We start from the raw sequence: 20,992 nt of genomic DNA on the forward strand, positions 1-20,992 counted from the left end.
AACAGTCTGTTCCTTATGCTTCGTCGCAGATGGCGACGCGCGCCGCGAACGGGCCGAACCGGTCGCCATCCACGTCGCCAATGGTTTCGATTGCGCGCCAGCCGGTACCAGCGGAAAACTGCGCCGGTGCATTCGACAGATTGAACACGCAAAGCATGCGCTGTCCGTCCAGCTCGCGTTCGAAGGCGAGGATCGCAGCGGAAGCCTCGACGATCGTCATGCTGCCCGAACGCAGTGCCGGATGGGCGTTGCGCAGGCGCAGGACATGGCGAGTGAAGTTGAGCAGCGAATGCGCGTCGGCTTCCTGTTTGTCGACGGCGAGCGGCCGATGTGTAGCGCCCGCAGGCAACCACGGCTTGCCCGCGCCGAAGCCGAGATTTTCGGCGTCGGCGACCCACGGCATCGGCGTGCGGGCACCGTCGCGCGACAGCGTCAGCGGCCAGTTGGCGATCGCCTCCGGATCCTGAAGATCCTCGAACGCGATGTCGACCTGTGGCAGCCCCAGTTCCTCGCCATTGTACAGGAAAATGTTGCCGCGGAGACAGGCGAGCAGCAGCATCTTGACCCGCCCGAACGCATCGGCATCGGCACCTTCGGGCAGCCAGCGCGATACGGCACGCGGCGCGTCATGGTTTTCGAACGCCCAGCTCGGCCATGGCGAGCCTTCGTCCCACGGCTCGATCGCGTCGCGCAGAATGCGCGGGCTAAGTTCGGGGGCGTAGAGAAAGTCGAAGCCATAGGCGGTGTTCAGCCGGTTGCCGCCGCCGCAGAACAGCTTCATCTCACGCGTCGCGTCGTCGCCGCCAATCTCGGCGACGGTGAAGCGGTCGCCGTCATAGCTGTCGAGCAACATTCGCACCCGTTCGAGGAACGCCGGAATGTCGGGATGGCTCTGGTTATACAGCTTGCGCTGGAAATCGAACGGGCGGGTCCGGGTCTTGCCGTTGCTCGGCATTGGCGGATTGTCGCGCAACTCGGGGTCGTGCATCGCAAAATTGATCGCGTCGAGCCGAAACCCGTCGACTCCGCGATCGAGCCAGAAGCGTGCGGTGTCGAGTAGCGCTTCCTGCAATTCCGCATCGTGCCCATGGAGTTGCGGCTGTTCCTTCAGGAAGTTGTGCAAATAATATTGGCCACGCCGCGCGTCCCACGTCCATGCCGGGCCACCGAACACCGACTGCCAGTTGCTGGGCGGCGAGCCATCGGGCTTCGCATCGGCCCAGACATACCAGTCGGCCTTCGGGTTGGTGCGGCTCGAGCGGCTCTCGACGAACCACGGATGCTCGTCGCTGGTGTGGGACCACACCTGGTCGATGATGATCTTCAGGTTCAACGCATGGGCACGAGCGATCAGGGCGTCGAAGTCGGCCAGCGTGCCGAAGATCGGGTCGACATCGCAATAGTTTGCAACGTCATAGCCGAAGTCCTTCATCGGCGACGTGAAGAAGGGCGACAGCCAGATGGCATCGACGCCGAGCGACGCGACATGGTCGAGATGGGCGGTAATGCCGGGCAAATCGCCGATCCCGTCGCCATTGCTGTCGGCAAAGCTGCGCGGATAGATTTGGTAGATCGTCGCACCGTGCCACCAGCGGCGGGCATTCGCAGTCTCAGTCATCAGAGGGTCTCCGCGGCGCATACCGCATAGCCAAGGGCGGGAAGTTCGACGCGGACCGCACCGGGCGCGGTCACGCTGCCACAACGTCCGGCGAGCGCGCGGAAGCCGGTCGAGGCGGTTTCGACCTGCACGTTGCGCGTGATCGGCGCGGTCGAGGTGTTGAAGAGCAGCAGGACTTCGGCGTTGCTGGTCGGATCGAAGCGCGAGATGGCGAGCAGGCCGGGCGTCTCCTCCCGCGCACGCAGCACCTGACGCCCACGGGTCAGTGCCGGCGTGGTCGTGCGCAGCTTCGCCAATTCGGCGATCTGCCGATAGAGCGGATGCGTCGGCGTAAAGTTGGCAGTCGCGGTGGTGGCGTTGGTGCCGACCAGCTTGTTGTCATTGTACGACCCGACCTGCGACGCGAACATGTCCTCGCGGGCGTCCTGATCGTTGCCGTCGCCGGCAAATCCCTGTTCATCGCCCGAATAGATGGTCGGCACGCCGCGCAAGGTCAGCAGCATCGCGTTCGACAGCATCACGCGCGACAGGATTTCGGCATCGCTCGCCTCGGGCCGAGCTTGCCGCAGATAGAAGGCGAACCGGCCATTATCGTGGTTGCCGGTGAAGGTCGGCAATTGCCGCGCCATCGCCTCGCCACCCGCATAGAGTACGTCGCCATCGAACACGGTTTCGAAGGCGTCGGTACCCTTCTTGCCCGCAACCGTTTGCACGACACCCTCGCGGAACGAGAAGTCGAGGACGGCCGGGAACTTGCCGGTCTTGGTCCATGCCGCCAGTCCGCCGGCATCGAGCGAAGACAGCGCGACCTCACCAAAGATATGGAAGTTCGGAATGCCCTTCGCCTTGGCGCGTTCGAGCATCGCCGGTACGAACGCCGCCCAGAATTCCGGGTTCACGTGCCGCGCGGTATCGATGCGATAGCCGTCGATGCCGAATTGGTCGATCCAGCCGCCGAAGATATCGATCATGCCAGCAACGACGCGGGGATTTTCGGTCATCAGATCGTCCAGCCCGACGAAATCGCCCATTTGCGAGCTTTCGTTGGTGAAGGTCGTGTTGCCGCGATTATGGTAATAGATCGGATCGTTGAGCCAGACCGGCACCTTCACCGTCTTTTCAGGCGAAGGCACATAGGGCGTGTAGGCGAAGGACGGGTCGGTCAGCTTGGCGAAATTTTCCGCCGTCTGTATGCCATCGCCCGCAAACCCCCGGTTCTTGCCCTTGGCCGCATAGGGATAGTCCGCCCGGCTGCGATAGACGCAGGCGCTCTTGCCGGCACATTCGCGATACTGGATCACATCGGCGGTGTGGTTGGCGATGATGTCCATATAGACCTTCATCCCGCGTGCATGCGCCGCGTCGACCAGCGCCTTGAAATCGGCATTGGTACCGAGATGCGGGTCGACCTGGGTGAAGTCGGTGATCCAATAACCGTGATAGCCAGCTGATTCCTGTCCCGGACCGCCCTGCACCGGCTTGTTCTTAAAGATCGGCCCCACCCAGATCGCGGTGGCGCCGAGCGACTGGATATAGGGCAATCGCGCGGTCAGCCCTTTGAGGTCGCCGCCATGATAAAAGCCCTTAGCCGTCGGATCATAGCCATGGACCATGCGGTCGCCACTCAACCCGCCGCGATCGTTCGAACGGTCGCCATTCTCGAACCGGTCGGGCAGGACGAAATAAATCACCTCGTCCTCGGGCGCACGAGCGCGATAGTCCTGCGCGGCGGCGGGTAGCGCGCTGGCGCCGAGCGTCAGGGCAAGGAGGAGGGATCGGATCACGCGGCAACCTTTGCATCGGGCGCCGGACAATGGGCGCGCAGGAACTGGTCATGGGTCGGCATCCGCGCGACCGTGGCGGCGACATGTTTCGAACTCATGTCGAGAAACTGGGTTCGGCGATCGGCGGGCAGCGCGTCGGCGAGCGGATGATAGCCCTCGGCGCGCACCCCCTGCCCGACCAACAATTGCAGCCACGCAACCTCGGCGAACAATTCATGTTCGTCGCGGACGATGCGACCGGATTCACGGAACAGTGCGATGCGCTCCGCCAAGCTGTCGGGCAGCGGCGTAGCCCGCCGTTCCTGCCAGAAGGGCTCGTCGCGACCGTTCAGCGCGTAATGCGCGATCAGGAAGTCGCGAACACCCAGCCATTCGCGCGCCGACTGGCGGTTGAATTCGGCGATATCGGCCGGCCGCGGGCGCGCCGCCGGCCATAGCGACAGCAGCCGGGCGATGCCCGACTGGACCAGATGAATCGACGTCGATTCCAGCGGCTCCAGAAACCCGGCCGCCAGCCCCAGCGCTACGCAATTGCCGATCCACGGCGCATGGCGACGCCCGGTGGTGAAGCGCAACGCCTTCGGATCGGCCAAGGGCGTTCCATCGAGATTCCCGAGCAACGTCGCCGCCGCTGCATCGTCGGACAGGTACGCACTCGAATAGACCAACCCGTTGCCGGTCCGCGCCTGCAACGGAATACGCCACTGCCACCCCGCCGCCCGCGCGGTGGCGCGGGTGTAAGGGGTGATCGGCTGCGTGCCGGCGCACGGTACCGCCAACGCCCGGTCGCATGGCAGCAATTGCGACCAGTCGTCCCAACGATCGCCGGCCAACCGCCCGATCAGAAGCGCCGCGAACCCCGAACAATCGATAAAGAAATCGGCAGCGATCAGGCGTCCGTCGTCCAGCGTGACCGTATCGATCCCGGCGTCGTTCAGGTCGACCGCGACCACCCGCCCCTCAACCCGAGTGACGCCCCCCGCCTCTGCCCGTTCGCGCAGATAGGCGGCATAGCGCGCGGCGTCGAAATGATAGGCCCAGGCGACGCCGGATGGTGCCTGCGGATTACCCGGATCGCGATCGAAGCGATCCGCCGCAGCCGCTTCGGCGCAGACGCTGTGCGACCACAGCGAAGCCGGCGCGTCGCCACCCCCCGCCGCCAGCCAGTAATGATGGAACGGCACCAGCCCCAGCGAACGACCGATCGTGCCGAATGCGTGGAGGTAGCGGCCGTCCGCCCCGGTCCAGCCAGCGAATTCGATGCCCAGCTTGAAGCTGCCACCGGTGCGGGCGACGAACTCATCCTCGTCGATGCCGAGACGCTGGTTGAACAGGCGAAGCTGCGGAATCGTCGCCTCGCCCACGCCGACCGTTCCGATCGCTTCGGATTCGATCAGCGTCACGCGGGTGTCCACCGGCAGGAACCGGGCGAGCGCCGCCGCCGTCATCCAGCCGGCGGAACCGCCGCCGACGATCGCGACACTGCGGACGGGGTTCTGATCGATCGCCATCAACGCCTCCCGTCACCGCCGCCCGTCCGACAAGGGACGGGCAGGCATGTGGCTTCAGAACCGGAACGATGCCCCGGCAAGGAAGCGCCGGCCATAGCTCTGATAATCGATCACCGCGAGATCGTACGCCGGATCGACGGTCGCAAAGCGTTCGTCGGCCAGGTTCTGACCCTGCACGAACAGCGACAATCCTTCGAGCGTGGTGCCCTTCGGGAATTCATAGCCGACCTGCGCATCGATGATCGTCTCGTCCAGCGCACGGCGACGCTGGCGATTGCCGCCGAAGCCGGACAGCTCGCCGACGAAGGTGGAGCGGTACCGGGCCGAACCGCGCGCGCTGAACCCCCACTTCTCGAAATAGGCGGTGCCGTTGATGACCCATTTCGAATAGCCGGGGATATTTTCCGGCGGCGAGTTGGGATCGGGTTTGATCTGGGTCTTGGTCCACGAACCGCCCCCAGTCACGCCGAACCCGTCGAGGAGCGACACGAACGTGCTAAGCGGCAGCGTGGCGGCGAGTTCGACGCCGTAGATGCTGCCACCATCCCCATTGATGGGCTGATCAATACGCCCGACGGTCGACGTTCCTGCCGGCGCACCAGTGGGGGTCGGGAAATTCGCGTAATCGAACGGGCGCGTCTGGTTGTAGACGTAGGATTTGAGATCCTTGTAGAATCCTTGCGCAGCGACGTACCCTGCACGCCCGAAATACTTCTCCAACGTCAAATCAAACGAGTTCGATCGGATCGGGCGAAGATACGGATTGCCGCCGCCGCCGGTAATGAGCCGTTCTGCAGGATTATAGCCATAGCCAATGGCCATCCGCATGTCGTCAAGACGGGGGCGTTGCACCTGACGAGCGGCACCCGCGCGGACAACCCAGTCACCCGGCATACGAAGCGACAAGTTCAGGCTCGGCATCACGTCCCAGTAATCCGTACCGCGAGTTACCGGGGTCAGAATGCCGCCCGCCGCGACAAGACCGGAAGACTTTTGTTCGGTCGTTACGGCCTGAACCCCGATATTGCCGGTGAGGACGGATCCACCGATATCTTGGTTAATGTCCGCCTGAACGTACATCGTCATCAGATCTTCTTCGACGCGGAACGCCTTTACCGGAACGTCGTCGCTGGTGTTGATGTCCAGTCGGTACACGCCGCCTGCCAAAAGCTCGCGCGGATCGTAGCTCAACATCGGCCCCAGCCCGAGATAGGACAGGCTGGTCGGCTCCTTAAGATACTGATCGGGAACCCGCAGTTCACGCAGACCGCCGTTCAGCCGCAGGAGCGACTCTTGGGGGGAAAGCGACTTGTCCCGATCGGTATAGTTCAGCCCGGCCTTCACCGCGCCGAAGAAGCCGTCCAGCTCCTTTTCGACTTCAAAGCGATATTGCGCGATCCGGTCCTGCACCTCGCGGTCGTTGTAATAGCCGGCCTGCAGGTTCGATCCGCCCCAGCCGAGCGGATCGGTCAGCAGGATCAGGTTCGGATCGGAATAGTTCAGCGTTGGGCTGAAGCGCGTGCCGGTCTTGCCGCTGGTGAAGCCGATCGTATCCTTCGCGCCGACATTCTGGCCGTAGCCGGTGCCGGCATAGCTTTCGAGGATGATCTCCTCGCGGTCGGTGCGCGAATAGCTGGCGTCGAGCGTCGCGTTCCAGCCATCGTCGCCGCGCCACGCCATGTTGTAGCCGAACGCGTACAGCTTCGCCTTGCGCTCGAACGCGTCGTTGCGGACCACACCCTCGACATTGCCGAAGGTGCCCGACGTAATGAAACCGTCGCTGTTGGCGGTCGTGCCGGTCAGCTTGACGCCCTGCGGCTGGGTCGGGTCGTTGAACGCCTGCCCATAGCCGAGCGGCAGTTCGATCCCGCGCTTCAACTGATCGTCGTTGAAGTCCGAATAGAAGCCATCGACCGTAACCGTCAGGTTGTCGACCGGCTTATATTGCAACGTGCCCGACAGGCCGAGCCGCTTGAGGCGGGTCGAGGTGACGTACGATTTCGATCCGCCGATCACCCCCTGCCCGTTGAAGCCGGCATAGCCCCAGGCGTTGAATTCCTGAATCTGATACGGTTCGTCGAGATAGTTGGCCGACAGGGCGATGCCGATCGTGTCGTCGGCGAACTGGTCGATATAGGTGCCGCTGACACGGTAGCCCTTGTCGCGCGACCCGGCGTTCAGCTCGCCGAGATCGGCATAGGTACCTCGCGCGCCGATCGAGATCGCCTGCCGGCCATATTCGAGCGGACGGACGGTGCGCAGGTCGACGGTGCCCGACAGACCCTGTCCGATCAGGTTCGCCTGACCGGTCTTGTAGACGACGACCTGGCTCATGATTTCGGCCGGATACTGGTCATATTCGACCGCGCGGTTGTCGCCGGTCGAGGTCTGCTCGCGGCCGTTGAGCAGCGTGGTCGAAAAGTCGGGCGCGAAACCGCGGATCGAGATCGAGTTCGAGCGGCCCGAGACGCGCTGCGAGGTCAGGCCCGGCAGGCGGGCGATCGATTCCGCGATCGAAGCATCGGGCAGCTTGCCGATATCCTCGGCGCTGATCGATTCGACGACCTGATCCCGGTTCTTCTTTTCGGCGACGGCATTCTCCAGGCTGGCGCGAAAGCCGGTGACGACGATATCTTCGTCCTGGTTCGCGGTCGGATCGGTCGGATCGGTGCCGTCGGGCTGTGCCGTGGTCGGCTCCGGCGTAGTCGTTGCCGTCTGCGCGAACGCGGTACCGGCCCCTGCCAGCGCACCGGCTGCGATCAATGCCGTGATGCTGGCGCCGCGCGTCAGCCGGGCGCACGACCGCGCCTGCGATGAATACCGCATTTCCCAAACCTCCCCAAAAATATCTGATTCCCCGGTTCTTTCGCCCGGTTCGTCCGTACCCTCCTATTGAAACCATCCACCCTGATTGAGAAGCGGACAGCATACGTATTCAGTCGGCGCTTGCCGGTGACCGCTCGCGACCGCTACACCGGTCGCTCACCGATACCGATCAGGCCCGAAGCGGCCATAAAGGACCAGGCATGGCGGCGGGCGACAAGCCGACCTCGTTCGATATCGCGGCGCTGGCCGGCGTATCGCAACCGACCGTCAGCCGGGCGCTACGCGGCGACCGGACGGTCAGCGCCGCCACGCGCCTGCGGATCGAGGCAATCGCGGCGCAGCTGAATTACAAGGTCGACAAGAATGCGTCGGCGCTACGGCGTGGCAGCACGTCGACGCTGGCGCTGTTGTTTTTCGAGGATCCCGCGCCCGATGGTTCGCGGATCAACCCGTTCTTCCTGTCGATGCTGGGGTCGATCCTGCACACCTGTGGCGCGCGCGGCTATGACTTGCTGACCTCGTTCCAGCAGCTCTCGGCCGACTGGCATGTCGATTACGAGGACAGTCGCAAGGCCGATGGGCTGATCCTGCTCGGCTATGGGGATTTCGACGCCTATTCGCGGCGGCTCGATCAGCTGGTGGCGCAGGGAACGCATTTCGTCCGCTGGGGATCGCCCGATCCGGCGCATCCGGGCACGGTCATCGGCTGCGACAATTTCGCGGGCGGGCATGATGCCGGGCGGTATCTGATCGAACGCGGACGTCGGCGGATCGCGTTTCTCGGCGATGCGTCGAGCCAATATCCCGAATCGCGTGACCGGTATCGCGGTTTGACGGCGGCGTTGCAGGGGGCCGGGCTGCCGGTCGATCCGGGATTGCAGGTTGACGCGCTGTCGAGCGAGGCTTCGGGCTATGACGCTACCAGCCGCCTGATCGCGCGCGACATCGCCTTCGACGCGATCTTTGCGGCGTCCGACATGATCGCGCTGGGCGCGGTGCGCGCATTGGCCGAGGCGGGGCGGAGCGTGCCCGACGACGTCGCGCTGGTCGGGTTCGACGATATTCCCGCCGCCTCGCTGGCCCAGCCGCCGCTCACCACCATCCGACAGGATTATGCGCGCGCCGGCGAGTTGCTGGTCGACATGCTGATCCGACGGATCGACCGGCGGGACACCGCCCCGACGCTGTTACCGCCCGAACTGGTCGTACGAAAGTCGACCTGACCCCCTTGCGGTCAATGATACAAAGTATCATTTGAGCGACATGTCCCGATCGTCCTTCCTCGATGGCGCTGCCATCGGTGCATCGCTGCTGTGCCTGATCCACTGTATCGGCCTGCCCATCCTGTTCGCGCTGCTACCGGCGCTGGCTACGCTGGGACTGCCATCGTCGGAGGGGTTGCACCTGATCCTGTTGCTGACCGCGATCCCGATCAGCGCGCTGGCGCTGGTCGGCGGATGGCGCGCGCACGGAGCGATCGTGCCGCTGCTGCTGGGCGCGGCGGGACTGGCTGGCCTCAGCGCCGGGCTGGCGTTCGGCAGCATTCCGGGGGCCGAGACGGCGCTGACCGTCGCCGGCAGCCTCGCGCTGGCATCAGCGCATATCGGCAACTGGCGACGGTTGCGAACCGTCTGACGGGTTCAGATGCCGATCGAAATCTCGGCCGCCTTCACGCCCGGCACGTCCACCTCGAACCGGAACAGATTGCCCGCCAGCGGTTGCGCGGCGGCCTGATCGGCATCGTGGTGCTTGTTGGCGGTCGTCGCGAACACCGTCTTGCGGTCCGGCCCGCCGAACGCGACCTTGGTGATCGCATCGACCGGCAGGCGGATCGTCTCGAGCAATTCGCCCTTCGGCGAATAGCGGCGGATGCCCCAGCCGGTATACAGGCTGATCCAAACGCACCCCTCGGCATCGACCGCCGGACCGTCGGGATAACCTTCGGCATTCGGGATCGTCACGAACAGGCGCCGATCGGTCAGCGATCCATCGGCGGCGATGGTGCAGGCATAGATGTGACCGCCCAGCGTATCGACATGGTACAGCGTCTTGCCATCGGGGCTGACCGCCGGCCCGTTGGTGATCGCGACCTGCGGGCTGGATGCGATGGTCGCGCCGTCGGCGGCAAGGCGATAGATCGCCCCGGTCGCCGCGCGCTCGCCATCATCCATCGTCCCGAACCAAAGTTGGCCGTTCGGTGCGACGGTCGCGTCGTTCAGCCGGTTGCCCGGCAGATTGGGTTCCGGATCGACCAGCAGCGTGAACGCGCCGGTCGTCGGGTCGAACCGGTGCAACCCGCTTTGCAGCCCGGCAATGAACTTGCCATCGGCCGACGGCAGGACGAACCCGCACTGGCCCGGCGCTGCCCAGCTGCGCCGCTCGCCGCTCGCCGGATCATAGCGGTGGATGCGTGGCGTCTTGATACAGACGAACCACAGCGCATTGTCGCGGTCGACCCAGTTCGGCCCCTCCAGCAATGGTGCCGACAGATCCCAGACGCTGACCGGTTCGGACTTCTGTACCTTCGTCATCCTATCGCCACCCTGCATCCACGAAGAAGCTGTGCCCGGTTACCAGCCGCGCATCGTCGGAGGCAAGGAAGAGGATCATCGCCGCGATGTCACCGGCGACCAGCCGCCCGTTCAGGCACTGCGCCTTGACGATCTCGGCCTCGCCTTCGGGCGTGTACCATTTCAGCTGGCGCGGGGTGCGAACGTTACCGGGGATGACGCAGACCGAGCGGATGCCGTCACCGCCCAGTTCGCGCGCGAAGCTGCGGGTCAGCCCCTCGATCGCCGCCTTGGCAGTCTGGTAGAGGGTCAGTTCCTCCAGCGCCAGATGCCAGCTGATCGACCCCATGTTGACGATCACGCCCTTGCCCTTGGCCTTCATGCCCGGAATCACCGCCTGTGCTGCAAAGAACAGGTGGCGCAGGTTCACGCCCATCCGATTGTCCCAATAGGCTTCGTCGACCTGCTCGATCGAATGGCGATCGTCGCTGGCGGCATTGTTTACCAACACGTCAAACTCGCCGCCCTCCGCAATCGCCTGCGCAATCGCAGCCTTCAGCGCGGCGATATCGGTTAGATCGACCCGCTGGAACGACGGGACCGGGCCGACGCCGGCAAGTTCCTCGATCAGCTTGCGTGAATCAGCTTCCGCGATATCGAAGAAGGTGACGTGCGCGCCCTGCCGCACAAAGCCCTCAACCACGCCCGCACCGATCCCCGACCCGCCGCCGGTGATGAGCACGCGCTTGCCGGCGAGCGAGGGAAACGAGGCGCGGGCTTCGGGCGCGATCGGGTAGGCGAAATCGTCAGGCGACATGGAAGATATCCAGCAAAGAGGTGTCAGGCGGCGATCAGGCCGCGGCGCGCAAGGTTGCGCATCAGGTCGCGGATACCGAACGCCCATGGATCGGCAGCCTTGGACGTGGTCACGGTGTTCGCCAGTTCGCCGAGCGACGGGGTCGAGATACGCACGACATCGCCCGGCTTGTGGGTGAAGCCACGGCCCGGTTCGTCACGGTCCTGCACCGGCGCGAACAGCGTGCCGAGAAACAGGACGAAGCCGTCGGGATATTGATGCTCCGACAGCGCCTGCCGCACCAGATCTTCCGGATCGCGGCTGATCTCGCGCATCGTGCTGGTCCCGGTCAGGACATAGCCTTCCGGACCGTCGATGCGCAGGTCGACCACGGCGTCGCGGACGGTGTCCATGGTGAAGTCACCGTCGAATAGCCGGATGAACGGACCGATGCCGGTCGAGGCGTTATTGTCCTTTGCCTTGCCGAGCAGCAGTGCCGAACGCCCTTCGAAATCGCGCAGATTGACGTCGTTGCCGAGCGTCGCGCCGACCGCCTTGCCGTCGCTGGTGGCGACGATGACGATCTCCGGTTCAGGGTTGTTCCACGACGAGTCCGACCGGATGCCGACCTCGGCGCCCCAGCCCACGGTCGAGAGCACCGGCGCCTTGGTGAACACCTCCGCATCCGGGCCGATCGCGACCTCCAGATACTGCGACCACATGCCCGCCTCGATCAGCGCGGCCTTCAGTTCGGCGGCTTCGCTCGACCCCGGCTTCACTGAACGGATACCGCCGCCGATGCGCGCTTCGAGGTCGCCGCGAATGCCCTGCGCCGCATCGGCATCGCCGCGCGCGCGTTCCTCGATCACGCGTTCCAGTGCCGAGACGGCAAAGGTTACGCCCGCCGCCTTCACACATTGCAAGTCGATCGGCGACAGGATCGGCGGGTGCTCGCCCGCCGGATCGGCGATCGCGGCGGTGTCGCACACCACCGGACCGTCGAGCAAGGCGATATCGCTCCGCTCCAGCAGGTCGGCGACGGTCGCGGCATGGGCCGATACGTCGATGACCTTGCCACCCTTCACCACCACCGGCGTCGGGCCATCCGCCAGTTGCATCCGCCCGACCAGCAGCGCCTTGTCATGATCGGCCGGCAGCATCCGCGCGGCATGTTCGCTCTTCATGTGCGTTTCCTCAGTGATTGTGGCGCGGCGTCGTTTCCGACGTCCGGCGGTATTTCAGAGCAAGGTCGAGCACACCGCCTTCACCCAGCTGGCCGACCTTCTCGCGGTAGATTTCTTCCCACGGCGTCTGGCTGGCCGGGACCGGGGGGATGCCCTCGCTCTGGCGTCGTGCGATTTCCGCATCGTCGACCAGCATGTCGCAGCGGCCATGGTTCAGGTCGATACGGATGGTATCGCCGGTGCGCAGCCACGCGAGGCCGCCGCCGACCGCACTTTCGGGCGAGGCGTTGAGGATCGACGGGCTGTCCGACGTCCCCGACTGCCGACCGTCACCGATCGTCGGCAGGCTCTGGATACCGCGCTGGAGCAGGGCGGCGGGCGGCTGCATGTTGGTGACCTCGGCCGAACCCGGCCAGCCGATCACGCCCGCGCCGCGGATGACGAGGATGCAATTCTCGTCGATATCCAGCGCCGGATCGTCGATGCGGTGGTGGTAATCGTCCGAGCCGTCGAACACGATCGCGCGGCCCTCGAAACAGCCTTCGTTGCCCGGCTGCGACAGATAGCGGGCGCGAAAATCGGGACCGATCACGCTGGTCTTCATGATCGCCACGTCGAACAGGTTGCCCGTCAGTACGAGGAAGCCGGCCTGTTCCTTCAGCGGTTGATCATAGGACCGAATGACCTCGCGATCGGTCGCGACGCGGTTGGCGACATTCTCGCCCAGCGTCTTGCCGGTCACGGTCGCGACATTGCCGTCGACCTTCCCCACCGCGATCAGTTCGCTGAGCACCGCCGGCACGCCGCCGGCACGGTGGAAGCGCTCGCCGAGGAAGCGCCCGGCGGGTTGGACATCGACCAGCAGCGGCAGGTCATAGCCATAGTCCATCCAGTCGGACGGGTTAAGTTCGATATCGGCATGGCGGGCCATGGCGTGGAGGTGTGGATGTGCGTTCGACGATCCGCCGATCGCAGTGATGAGCGCGATGGCGTTCAGGAACGACTGGCGCGTCAGGATCTTCGACGGGCGCAGATCGTCATAGGCCATCTCGACGATGCGCTTGCCCGTCTCGTACGCGATCTGCCCGCGCTCGCGATAGGGCGCCGGGATCGCCGCGCAACCGGGCAGCGACATGCCCAACCCCTCGGCGATGGCGTTCATCGTCGATGCGGTGCCCATGGTGTTGCAATGGCCCGCCGATGGGGCCGATGCGGTCGCGGCTTCGAGGAACTCTTCCTCGGTGATCTCGCCCGCTGCCAGCTTGCGCCGCGACCGCCAGATGACGGTGCCCGATCCAACGAGTTCGTTGTCGTGCCAGCCGTCGAGCATTGGCCCGCCCGACAGGACGATCGCCGGAATGTCGACCGTCGAAGCCGCCATGATCGCCGACGGCGTGGTCTTGTCGCAGCCGGTGGTCAGCACCACCGCGTCGATCGGATAACCGTTCAGGATTTCGACCAGCCCAAGATAGGCGAGGTTGCGGTCGATCGCGGCGGTCGGGCGGCGGCAATTCTCGAAGATCGGATGGGTCGGGAATTCCATCGGAATCCCGCCCGCCGCCTCGATCCCGGCCTTCACCCGCTTGACCGTTTCGAGGTGGATGCGGTTGCACGGCGTCAGGTCCGATCCCGACTGGGCGATGCCGATGATCGGCCGCCCGCTGGTCAGTTCCCTGGGCGTAATGCCGTAGTTCATGAACCGTTCGAGATACAGCGCGGCCATGTCGAGACGGCCGGGCGCGGCGAACCATTCGCGCGATCGGAACGGACGGGCGGGGGTACGGGTCATCATGGCTACTCGGTCGAAAGGCCCCGCGAGAAGCGGGGCCGAAGGTGGCGAAGGTTACACGTAACGCAGATTTTCAGCCCTGCATTTCCTCCAGTTCCTTACCCTTGGTTTCATGGATGAACTTCTGGACAAGGAAGAAGCTGATGACCGCGCAGGCTCCATAGAAGCTGTAGGTGATCGTCAGGCCGAGACCGGCAGCCATGATCGGAAAACTCTGCGCAATCAAATAGTTAGCGAACCACTGTGCGAAGCCGCAGATTGCCAGCGCCGATCCACGCATCTGGTTCGGGAACATTTCGCCCAGCATGACCCACATGATCGGGCCCCAGCTGACGTTGAAGAAGACGACGTAGAGGTTCGCCGCCCACAAAGCGAGCGTGCCGAGTTCGGCCGACAGCTGCAGCTTGCCCGCCGCATCGAGCGTGCCGTTGTGGAAGCAATAGACCAGCGCCCACAGCGTCACTGCCATGCCCGCCGAACCGATCAGCAGCAACGGCTTGCGACCGATCTTGTCGACCAGCGCGATGGTGACGAAGCACGCGGCGATCGAGACGACACCCGACAGGATGTTGATCTGCAACGACTGGTCTTCGGTAAAGCCGGCCAGTTGCCACAGCGTCGCGCCGTAATAGAAGATCACGTTGATGCCGACGAGCTGCTGGAACACCGCCAGCACGAGGCCTGCCCACACGATCGGACGGATGCCGCCCTTTACCGGGTCCATGATGTCGCGCAGCGACGGACGGTGATCCTTGCTGAACGATGCTTCGATATCGCGAATCTTGGTTGCGGCGGCAGCCGGACCGAACAGGCGGGTCAGCACGATGCGCGCTTCGTCGAGACGCCCCTTCTGCACCAGATAGCGTGGGCTTTCCGGGATGAAGAGTAGCGCCACGAGGAACACGGCGGCGGGAATCGCCTGCATCCAGTACATCCAGCGCCATGCCTCATAGCCACCCCACCAGATCGAGGTGGAGGCACCGGCGGCGGCGGCCAGATAATAGTTCACGACGAACGCGGCGGTCAGGCCGGTGATGATCATGATCTGCTGGATCGTGGTCATCCGCCCGCGGATGTTGGCGGGGGCGACTTCGGAGATATAGGCGGGCGACAACACCGATGCCGCGCCGACCGCCATGCCGCCCATGAAGCGGGCGACGACGAACAGCATCTGGACGTGGCTGAAACCTTGAATCAGCGCGCCGATCAGGAACAGCACCGCAGCGAGCATCATCACCTTGCGACGGCCCATGGCATCGGCCAGCTTGCCCGCAAGGAACGCGCCGACGAAACAGCCGATCAGCAGCGATCCGACCGTGAAGCCGAGTCCGGCCTCGCTCAGCCCGAACGCGGTCTTCAACCCTTCCTGCGTGCCGTTTACCGCGCCGCTGTCATATCCGAACAACAGCCCCCCGATCGTCGCCACCGCGACGATCGCGATGACGAGCGCGATGTTCACGCGCTCCCCCGTCGCCTGTACCATCCCCATCCACTCCATGTTCACCGCTGTTCGAAACAGCGTGTTAGCGGTAACGGTGGCGAATTGTTACGACAAAAGCAAGCGTTCCGGATGAAAGGCCCGGGCCTTTTACGCCGCCGGCCGCCGCCGTGTCATTTCCGGACGGTCGGACGCCCCCGGCACCGGCCCCGACGATTCGCGCACGATCAATTCGTGGTCGAGCACGCGATCCTCGCCCGCACCCTCGCTTTGCCCCATGCGGCGGTCGCGGATCTCCGCGAGCAGCATCTCCACCGCCGCCTCCGCCATCGCCGCGATCGGTTGGCGGATCGTCGTGATTTCGGGCCAGGTGGTGGTCGCGAGAGAAGTATCGTCGAAGCCGACGATGCTCAGATCCTCGGGCACATGCAGCCCGCGTCGATGCGCGACGCTGATCGCCGCTGCCGCCATGTCGTCGTTGCTGGCGAAGATCGCGGTCGGGCGGTCGTCGCGATCGATCAACTTCTCGCCCGCGTCGATCCCCGATCGGAAGGTGAAATAGCCCTGTTCGACCGGCATGTCGGCCAGATCGAGTCCCGCCGCCTCGATCGCGGCGGCGAAGCCGCGCCAGCGCTCGGCGCTCGACCCGTTATTCGGGTCGCCGCGCACGAAACCGATCCGGCGATGGCCGAGGTCGATCAGATGCTGGGTCATCGCCTGCGCCGCCGCGAAGTCGTCGACCCGGACCGACGCCCTTCCCGGTTGCGCGACCCCGACCGCGACCGCGACCGAAGGGGTGCCGGCGGCATCGAGTTCGTCGCGGACCGGCACCGAATCCGACAGCGGCGGGGGCAGGATCACCCCCTGCACCGCCGTAGATGCGAAGCGCCGCGCACCTTCGGCCTGCTCCTCGGCACTGTCCCCTTCGCAGGGTTCGAGGACGAGGTGACAGCCGACCTTGCGCGCGCCTTCCAGCGCGCCGATCAGAAAGTTCGACAGATAGGCGAGCGACGGATTGGCATAGAGCAAGCCGATCTGCGCCGCCTCACCGGCCGCGAGGCTGCGGGCGGCGGTGTTGGGCCAGTAGTTGAGCCGTTCGATCGCCGCCAATACCGCTTCGCGCGTCGACTGGCGAACATTCGCACCGCCATTCACGACGCGCGACACCGTCATCGCCGACACGCCCGCCGACCGCGCGACGTCCTGCACGGTAATGCTGCCACCGCTGCGACGACTTGGCTTTTCCATGGATAAAAACCGCTCCCTTGTTGCATTGCTTATGGCGCGGAACCGACGAATGCAAATCGCGCGATCGGTTGACGGCCCCGACCGGGACAGATAGCTGATAGCGCTACCAAATAGCGGCGGCGGGCGAACCGGATGCCGACTGTCCCGGGAGAGAGAATGTGACCCTGACGCCGAAGCCCGTTCGCCTTGCGCTTGCCTGCCTGCTGGCGACCGCCGCGACCGGCACCCTCGTCGCGCAGACCCGCCCGACCCGTCCGGCATCGGCCGAGCGCATGACGTACAAGGACGCGTCGCAGCCGGTCGCGGCGCGGGTCGAAGACCTGCTGCGCCGCATGACGCTGGAGGAAAAGGTCGCGCAGATGATCGGCATCTGGGAAAAAAAGCGCGACGTCCAGGACGCCAAGGGCAATTTTTCGGCAGCGAAGGCCGTGCGCGCCTTTCCCAACGGCCTCGGTCAGATCACCCGCCCATCGGACAAGCGCGGCGTCAGCGCCGGCAACAATGCGGCCGGGGTGACCGCCGACGCGGTCAATCGCACCGCGCAGGAAACCGCTGACTATATCAACGCCGCGCAGCGCTGGGCGGTCGAGCAGACCCGGCTCGGCATCCCGCTCATCATGCACGAGGAAGCGCTGCACGGCTATGTCGCGCGCGGCGCCACCAGCTTCCCGCAGTCGATCGCGCTCGCCTCGTCTTGGGACCCGGCGCTGGTCGAGCGCGTGTTTGGCGTGGCAGCCCGCGAAATGCGGGCGCGCGGCGCGAACCTCGCGCTTGCCCCCGTCGTCGACGTCGCCCGCGATCCGCGCTGGGGCCGGATCGAGGAGACCTATGGCGAAGACCCGCATCTGGTCGGCGAAATGGGACTTGCGGCGATTCGCGGTTTTCAGGGCAGCACCCTGCCGCTCGCACCGACCAAGGTGATGGTCACGCTGAAGCACATGACCGGCCATGGTCAGCCCGAAAACGGCACCAATGTCGGCCCGGCCAATATCTCCGAACGGACGCTGCGCGAAAATTTCTTTCCGCCGTTCGAACGCGCGGTGAAGGAACTGCCGGTGCAGGCGGTGATGGCGTCGTACAACGAGATCGACGGCATCCCCAGCCATGCCAACAAATGGCTGCTCGACGACGTGCTGCGGCGCGAATGGGGCTATAAGGGGTCGGTGGTCAGCGACTATTTCGCGATCAAGGAACTCAACACCCGCCACAAGATGTACGGCACCGACATGGCCGCCGCCGGTCGCCGCGCGCTCGACGCCGGGGTCGACATGGAATTGCCCGATGCCGATGGCTGGTCGACGCTTGCCGCCATGGTCAAGTCGGGACAGGTGCCGCAGGAACAGGTCGACAATGCCGTCCGCCGCATCCTGACGATGAAGTTCCAGATGGGGCTGTTCGAAAACCCCTATGCCGACGCGCGCACCGCCGAGGCGAAGACCGCGACGCCCGACGCGATCGCGCTCGCCCGCGAAGCCGCCGTGCGCTCGATGGTGCTGCTCAAGAACCAGAACAACCTGCTCCCGCTCCATCCGGCCAAGGTCGGCAAGATGCTGGTCGTCGGCACCCATGCCCGCGACACCCCGATCGGTGGCTATTCGGACGTGCCCACGCATGTCGTGAGTGTCTTGGAGGGCATGCAGCAGGCCGCGCAGGGCCGCTTCTCGGTAGATTATGCCGAGGGCGTGCGCCTGACCCGCAGCCGGCAATGGGCCGCCGACAAGGTCGAACTGGTCCCGCCGGCCGAGAACGCGCCGCTGATCGAGGAGGCGGTGCGCAAGGCGGCATCGGCCGACACGATCCTGCTGGTGCTCGGCCAAAACGAGCAGTTGAGCCGGGAGGCATGGGCCGACCAGCATTTGGGCGACCGGCAGAAGCTTGACCTGATCGGCGAGCAGAACGAACTGGCCCGCCAACTGTTCGCGACCGGCAAGCCGGTCGTGGTCGTGCTGCTGAACGGCGGTCCGCTCGCCGCGACCTATCTGGAGGCGAACGCGCCGGCGATCGTCGAAGGCTGGTATCTGGGGCAGGAAACCGGCAACGCCGTCGCCGATGTCGTGCTCGGCCGCGCCAATCCCGGTGGCAAGCTGCCGGTGTCGGTCCCGCGCAGCGAAGGGCAACTGCCGATCTTCTACAACCACAAGCCGACCTCGCGGCGCGGTTACCTGTTCGACAGCACCGCCCCGCTCTATCCGTTCGGCTATGGCCTGTCCTACACCAGCTTCGACGTCGGTGCGCCGCGTCTGGCCAAGGCGACGATCGGCCGGGACGAGACGGTGCGGGTGTCGGTCGACGTCGCCAATACCGGCCGCCGCGCCGGGGACGAGGTCGTCCAGCTCTATGTCCGCGACGACGAAGCGACGGTAACGCGCCCGGTGCTCGAGTTGAAGCATTTCCAGCGGGTGACGCTGCAACCGGGGGAAAAGCGGACGGTGACGTTCGACGTGAAGCCTGCCGACCTCGCCTTCTGGAACGTCGAGATGCACCGGGTCGTCGAACCCGGCACCTTCACGATCAGCGCGGGGAACAGTTCGACGTCGCTGAAGGCGACGACGCTGACGGTGAAGTAGACGCTTCTGCTCCCCTCCCTGGTGAAGGGAGGGGCCGGGGGTGGGTCGGCCCGCGAGAGAGAGTGGCGCCAGGCCATGAACCGACCCACCCCAGCCCCTCCCTTGACCAGGGAGGGGCTTTTCTGCGTTATCCTGCCGCGCAATAGCCGCGAATGAAGTCCCGATGCGCCGGCATATAGTCCGCCGACGCCGCGATCGCGTCGCGGATATGCGCCAGCCGCGCCCGCGTTTCCTCCAGCGACAGCGTCTCGGCGATCGGGTCATAGCCCTCCGGCCGCATCCCCTGCCCGTTCATCACCGCGAACCAGCTGGTGTCGTTGAACAGTTCCTCATTCTCGCGGAACGTGCGGCCATGGGTGCGGAACACCCGCATCTTTTCGGCCAGTCGTTCGGGCACGTCCATCGTCCGGCAATGGCGCCAGAAATCCGAATCGTCGCGTTCGGTGGCATGGTAATGCAGGATGATGAAGTCGCGGATTTCGGCATATTCGGTCGACAGGATGCGGTTGTAGCGTTCGATCTCGGCGCTGCGGAACCGCCGGTCGGGAAACATCGCCATCAATCGCGACAGGCCGGACTGGATCAGCCAGATGCTGGTCGATTCGAGCGGTTCGAGGAACCCCGACGACAGCCCGATCGCGACGCAATTCCTGATCCACATCCGGTCGCGGTGCCCGGCACGAAACGGCACGAAACGCGGTTCGGCGAGCGGCTCGCCATCGAGATTGGCGAGCAGGATCGCGGTCGCCTCGTCATCGCTCATATGCGCGCTGCTGAACACATGGCCGTTGCCGATGCGGTGCTGGAGCGGAATGCGCCATTGCCACCCGGCGCGTCGCGCGGTCGAACGGGTGAAGGGCGCCATCGCTGCGGTCCCGGCGCACGGCACCGCCACCGCACGGTCGCACGGCAGCCAATGCGACCATTCGACGAACTTCGCGCCCAGCGTCTGTTCGATCAGCAGCCCGCGAAAGCCGGAGCAATCGACGAACAGGTCGCCCTCGATCCGCCGGCCATCCTCCAGCACCACCGCCTCGACGAAACCGTCCTGTGGGCGCAGGTCGACGCGATCGATCCGCCCCTCGTGCCGCACGACGCCGCGCGCCTCGGCATAGCGTCGCAGATAGCGGGCATAGAGTGCCGCGTCGAAATGATAGGCATAGGCGATGTCGCTCAGTGGCGAATTGCCGGCATCGATCGGGCGCATGAACTTGCCCTGTGCGCTCGCCATCGCCTGCAACGACCATGGTTCGATCGCCGGTGCCTCACCTACGCCATGCAGCCGCAGCCAATAGGCGTGGAACGAGATGCCGTTCATGTTGATGCCGTAGCTTCCGAACGGATGGAAATAGCGGTGGCCGACCCGGGTCCAGTCGACGAACTCGATGCCCAGCTTGAAACTACCCTGCGTCTCGCGCAGGAACTCGGCCTCGTCGATGCCTAGCATGCGGTTGAACGTTGCCATTTGCGGAATGGTCGCCTCGCCCACCCCGACCGTACCGATCGCGTCCGATTCGACCAGCGTGATGTCGCAATAGTCGGTGGTCAGCAGCCTGGCGAAGGTCGCGGCCGCCATCCACCCCGCCGTACCCCCGCCGACGATGACGATCCGACGGATGCGGTCGTTGCTCATGCGCCGCGACCCTTTGGAGATGGAGCGTTCCGTATGTCCGAATTGACGCCGTCGCATTCCATCTGCTGAAATCCCATTCCGTTTCCTG

Annotated in this window: 14 protein-coding genes; 3 read left to right on the plus strand and 11 right to left on the minus strand. The window is 65.1% G+C overall.

Annotation, left to right across the window (positions count from 1 at the left end; translation table 11 throughout):
* Positions 1-13: 13 nt before the first annotated feature.
* From ASE59_RS03570 to ASE59_RS03585, 4 genes are read right to left on the minus strand one after another with little or no spacing between them, the layout of a single operon-like run.
* Complete coding sequence (locus ASE59_RS03570; RefSeq protein ID WP_056451983.1) at positions 14-1,618, minus strand: alpha-glucosidase family protein; 1,605 nt, start codon at positions 1,616-1,618, stop codon at positions 14-16.
* Complete coding sequence (locus ASE59_RS03575; protein ID WP_056451985.1) at positions 1,618-3,402, minus strand: alpha-amylase family glycosyl hydrolase; 1,785 nt, start codon at positions 3,400-3,402, stop codon at positions 1,618-1,620. The genes ASE59_RS03570 and ASE59_RS03575 overlap by 1 nt, the downstream gene beginning before the upstream one ends.
* The gene (locus ASE59_RS03580) at positions 3,399-4,913 is read right to left on the minus strand and encodes a tryptophan halogenase family protein (protein ID WP_056451987.1); all 1,515 of its coding nucleotides are present in this window, start codon (positions 4,911-4,913) and stop codon (positions 3,399-3,401) included. Before ASE59_RS03580 ends, ASE59_RS03575 begins: the two co-directional genes overlap by 4 nt.
* A gap of 54 nt (positions 4,914-4,967) precedes the next feature.
* Positions 4,968-7,739, minus strand: coding sequence for a TonB-dependent receptor (locus ASE59_RS03585; protein ID WP_056451990.1), 2,772 nt, complete (start codon positions 7,737-7,739; stop codon positions 4,968-4,970).
* A 200-nt stretch (positions 7,740-7,939) separates the two neighbouring features.
* Here ASE59_RS03585 and ASE59_RS03590 point away from each other — a divergent pair, with 200 nt between their 5' ends.
* Positions 7,940-8,962: a LacI family DNA-binding transcriptional regulator gene (locus ASE59_RS03590; protein ID WP_056451993.1), complete on the plus strand. Its 1,023-nt coding sequence runs from the start codon at positions 7,940-7,942 to the stop codon at positions 8,960-8,962.
* A 40-nt stretch (positions 8,963-9,002) separates the two neighbouring features.
* Positions 9,003-9,374 carry a MerC domain-containing protein gene (locus ASE59_RS03595; RefSeq protein WP_056451995.1) on the plus strand — a complete coding sequence of 124 codons (372 nt, stop codon included), beginning with the start codon at positions 9,003-9,005 and terminating at the stop codon, positions 9,372-9,374.
* A 5-nt stretch (positions 9,375-9,379) separates the two neighbouring features.
* Here the strand turns inward: ASE59_RS03595 and ASE59_RS03600 are convergent, their stop codons facing one another.
* The 6 genes from ASE59_RS03600 to ASE59_RS03625 all read right to left on the minus strand — a co-directional run bounded on the left by ASE59_RS03600 (position 9,380) and on the right by ASE59_RS03625 (position 16,704).
* Positions 9,380-10,270: an SMP-30/gluconolactonase/LRE family protein gene (locus tag ASE59_RS03600; protein ID WP_056451998.1), complete on the minus strand. Its 891-nt coding sequence runs from the start codon at positions 10,268-10,270 to the stop codon at positions 9,380-9,382.
* Between the two features lies 1 nt (position 10,271).
* Positions 10,272-11,066 (minus strand): SDR family NAD(P)-dependent oxidoreductase, encoded by a 795-nt coding sequence (locus tag ASE59_RS03605; protein ID WP_056452001.1) that lies wholly within the window; start codon positions 11,064-11,066, stop codon positions 10,272-10,274.
* Between the two features lie 23 nt (positions 11,067-11,089).
* Positions 11,090-12,229 carry a fumarylacetoacetate hydrolase family protein gene (locus tag ASE59_RS03610; RefSeq protein WP_056452005.1) on the minus strand — a complete coding sequence of 380 codons (1,140 nt, stop codon included), beginning with the start codon at positions 12,227-12,229 and terminating at the stop codon, positions 11,090-11,092.
* Positions 12,230-12,239: 10 nt separating this feature from the next.
* Positions 12,240-14,021, minus strand: coding sequence for an IlvD/Edd family dehydratase (locus ASE59_RS03615; RefSeq protein WP_268795252.1), 1,782 nt, complete (start codon positions 14,019-14,021; stop codon positions 12,240-12,242).
* A gap of 70 nt (positions 14,022-14,091) precedes the next feature.
* The gene (locus ASE59_RS03620; protein ID WP_056452011.1) at positions 14,092-15,501 is read right to left on the minus strand and encodes a sugar porter family MFS transporter; all 1,410 of its coding nucleotides are present in this window, start codon (positions 15,499-15,501) and stop codon (positions 14,092-14,094) included.
* Positions 15,502-15,606: 105 nt separating this feature from the next.
* Positions 15,607-16,704: a LacI family DNA-binding transcriptional regulator gene (locus ASE59_RS03625; RefSeq protein ID WP_056452014.1), complete on the minus strand. Its 1,098-nt coding sequence runs from the start codon at positions 16,702-16,704 to the stop codon at positions 15,607-15,609.
* A 272-nt stretch (positions 16,705-16,976) separates the two neighbouring features.
* Here ASE59_RS03625 and ASE59_RS03630 point away from each other — a divergent pair, with 272 nt between their 5' ends.
* Positions 16,977-19,271, plus strand: coding sequence for a glycoside hydrolase family 3 N-terminal domain-containing protein (locus ASE59_RS03630; RefSeq protein ID WP_156359878.1), 2,295 nt, complete (start codon positions 16,977-16,979; stop codon positions 19,269-19,271).
* A 127-nt stretch (positions 19,272-19,398) separates the two neighbouring features.
* Here ASE59_RS03630 and ASE59_RS03635 read toward each other — a convergent pair whose 3' ends face one another.
* On the minus strand, positions 19,399-20,904 hold the full coding sequence (locus ASE59_RS03635) for a tryptophan halogenase family protein (protein WP_056452021.1): 1,506 nt from the start codon (positions 20,902-20,904) through the stop codon (positions 19,399-19,401).
* Positions 20,905-20,992 lie beyond the last annotated feature (88 nt).

Origin of the sequence: Sphingomonas sp. Leaf10, from assembly GCF_001421245.1 — a bacterium.
Taxonomy (GTDB): Bacteria; Pseudomonadota; Alphaproteobacteria; order Sphingomonadales; family Sphingomonadaceae; genus Sphingomonas.

Coding starts and splice junctions, on each gene's coding strand:
- ASE59_RS03570 (WP_056451983.1), bottom strand. CDS start 1,618: ATGACTGAGACTGCGAATGCCCGCCGCTGGTGGCACGGTGCGACGATC.
- ASE59_RS03580 (WP_056451987.1), bottom strand. CDS start 4,913: ATGGCGATCGATCAGAACCCCGTCCGCAGTGTCGCGATCGTCGGCGGC.
- ASE59_RS03585 (WP_056451990.1), bottom strand. CDS start 7,739: ATGCGGTATTCATCGCAGGCGCGGTCGTGCGCCCGGCTGACGCGCGGC.
- ASE59_RS03590 (WP_056451993.1), top strand. CDS start 7,940: ATGGCGGCGGGCGACAAGCCGACCTCGTTCGATATCGCGGCGCTGGCC.
- ASE59_RS03595 (WP_056451995.1), top strand. CDS start 9,003: ATGTCCCGATCGTCCTTCCTCGATGGCGCTGCCATCGGTGCATCGCTG.
- ASE59_RS03600 (WP_056451998.1), bottom strand. CDS start 10,270: ATGACGAAGGTACAGAAGTCCGAACCGGTCAGCGTCTGGGATCTGTCG.
- ASE59_RS03605 (WP_056452001.1), bottom strand. CDS start 11,066: ATGTCGCCTGACGATTTCGCCTACCCGATCGCGCCCGAAGCCCGCGCC.
- ASE59_RS03610 (WP_056452005.1), bottom strand. CDS start 12,229: ATGAAGAGCGAACATGCCGCGCGGATGCTGCCGGCCGATCATGACAAG.
- ASE59_RS03615 (WP_268795252.1), bottom strand. CDS start 14,021: ATGATGACCCGTACCCCCGCCCGTCCGTTCCGATCGCGCGAATGGTTC.
- ASE59_RS03620 (WP_056452011.1), bottom strand. CDS start 15,501: ATGGTACAGGCGACGGGGGAGCGCGTGAACATCGCGCTCGTCATCGCG.
- ASE59_RS03625 (WP_056452014.1), bottom strand. CDS start 16,704: ATGGAAAAGCCAAGTCGTCGCAGCGGTGGCAGCATTACCGTGCAGGAC.
- ASE59_RS03630 (WP_156359878.1), top strand. CDS start 16,977: ATGACGTACAAGGACGCGTCGCAGCCGGTCGCGGCGCGGGTCGAAGAC.
- ASE59_RS03635 (WP_056452021.1), bottom strand. CDS start 20,904: ATGAGCAACGACCGCATCCGTCGGATCGTCATCGTCGGCGGGGGTACG.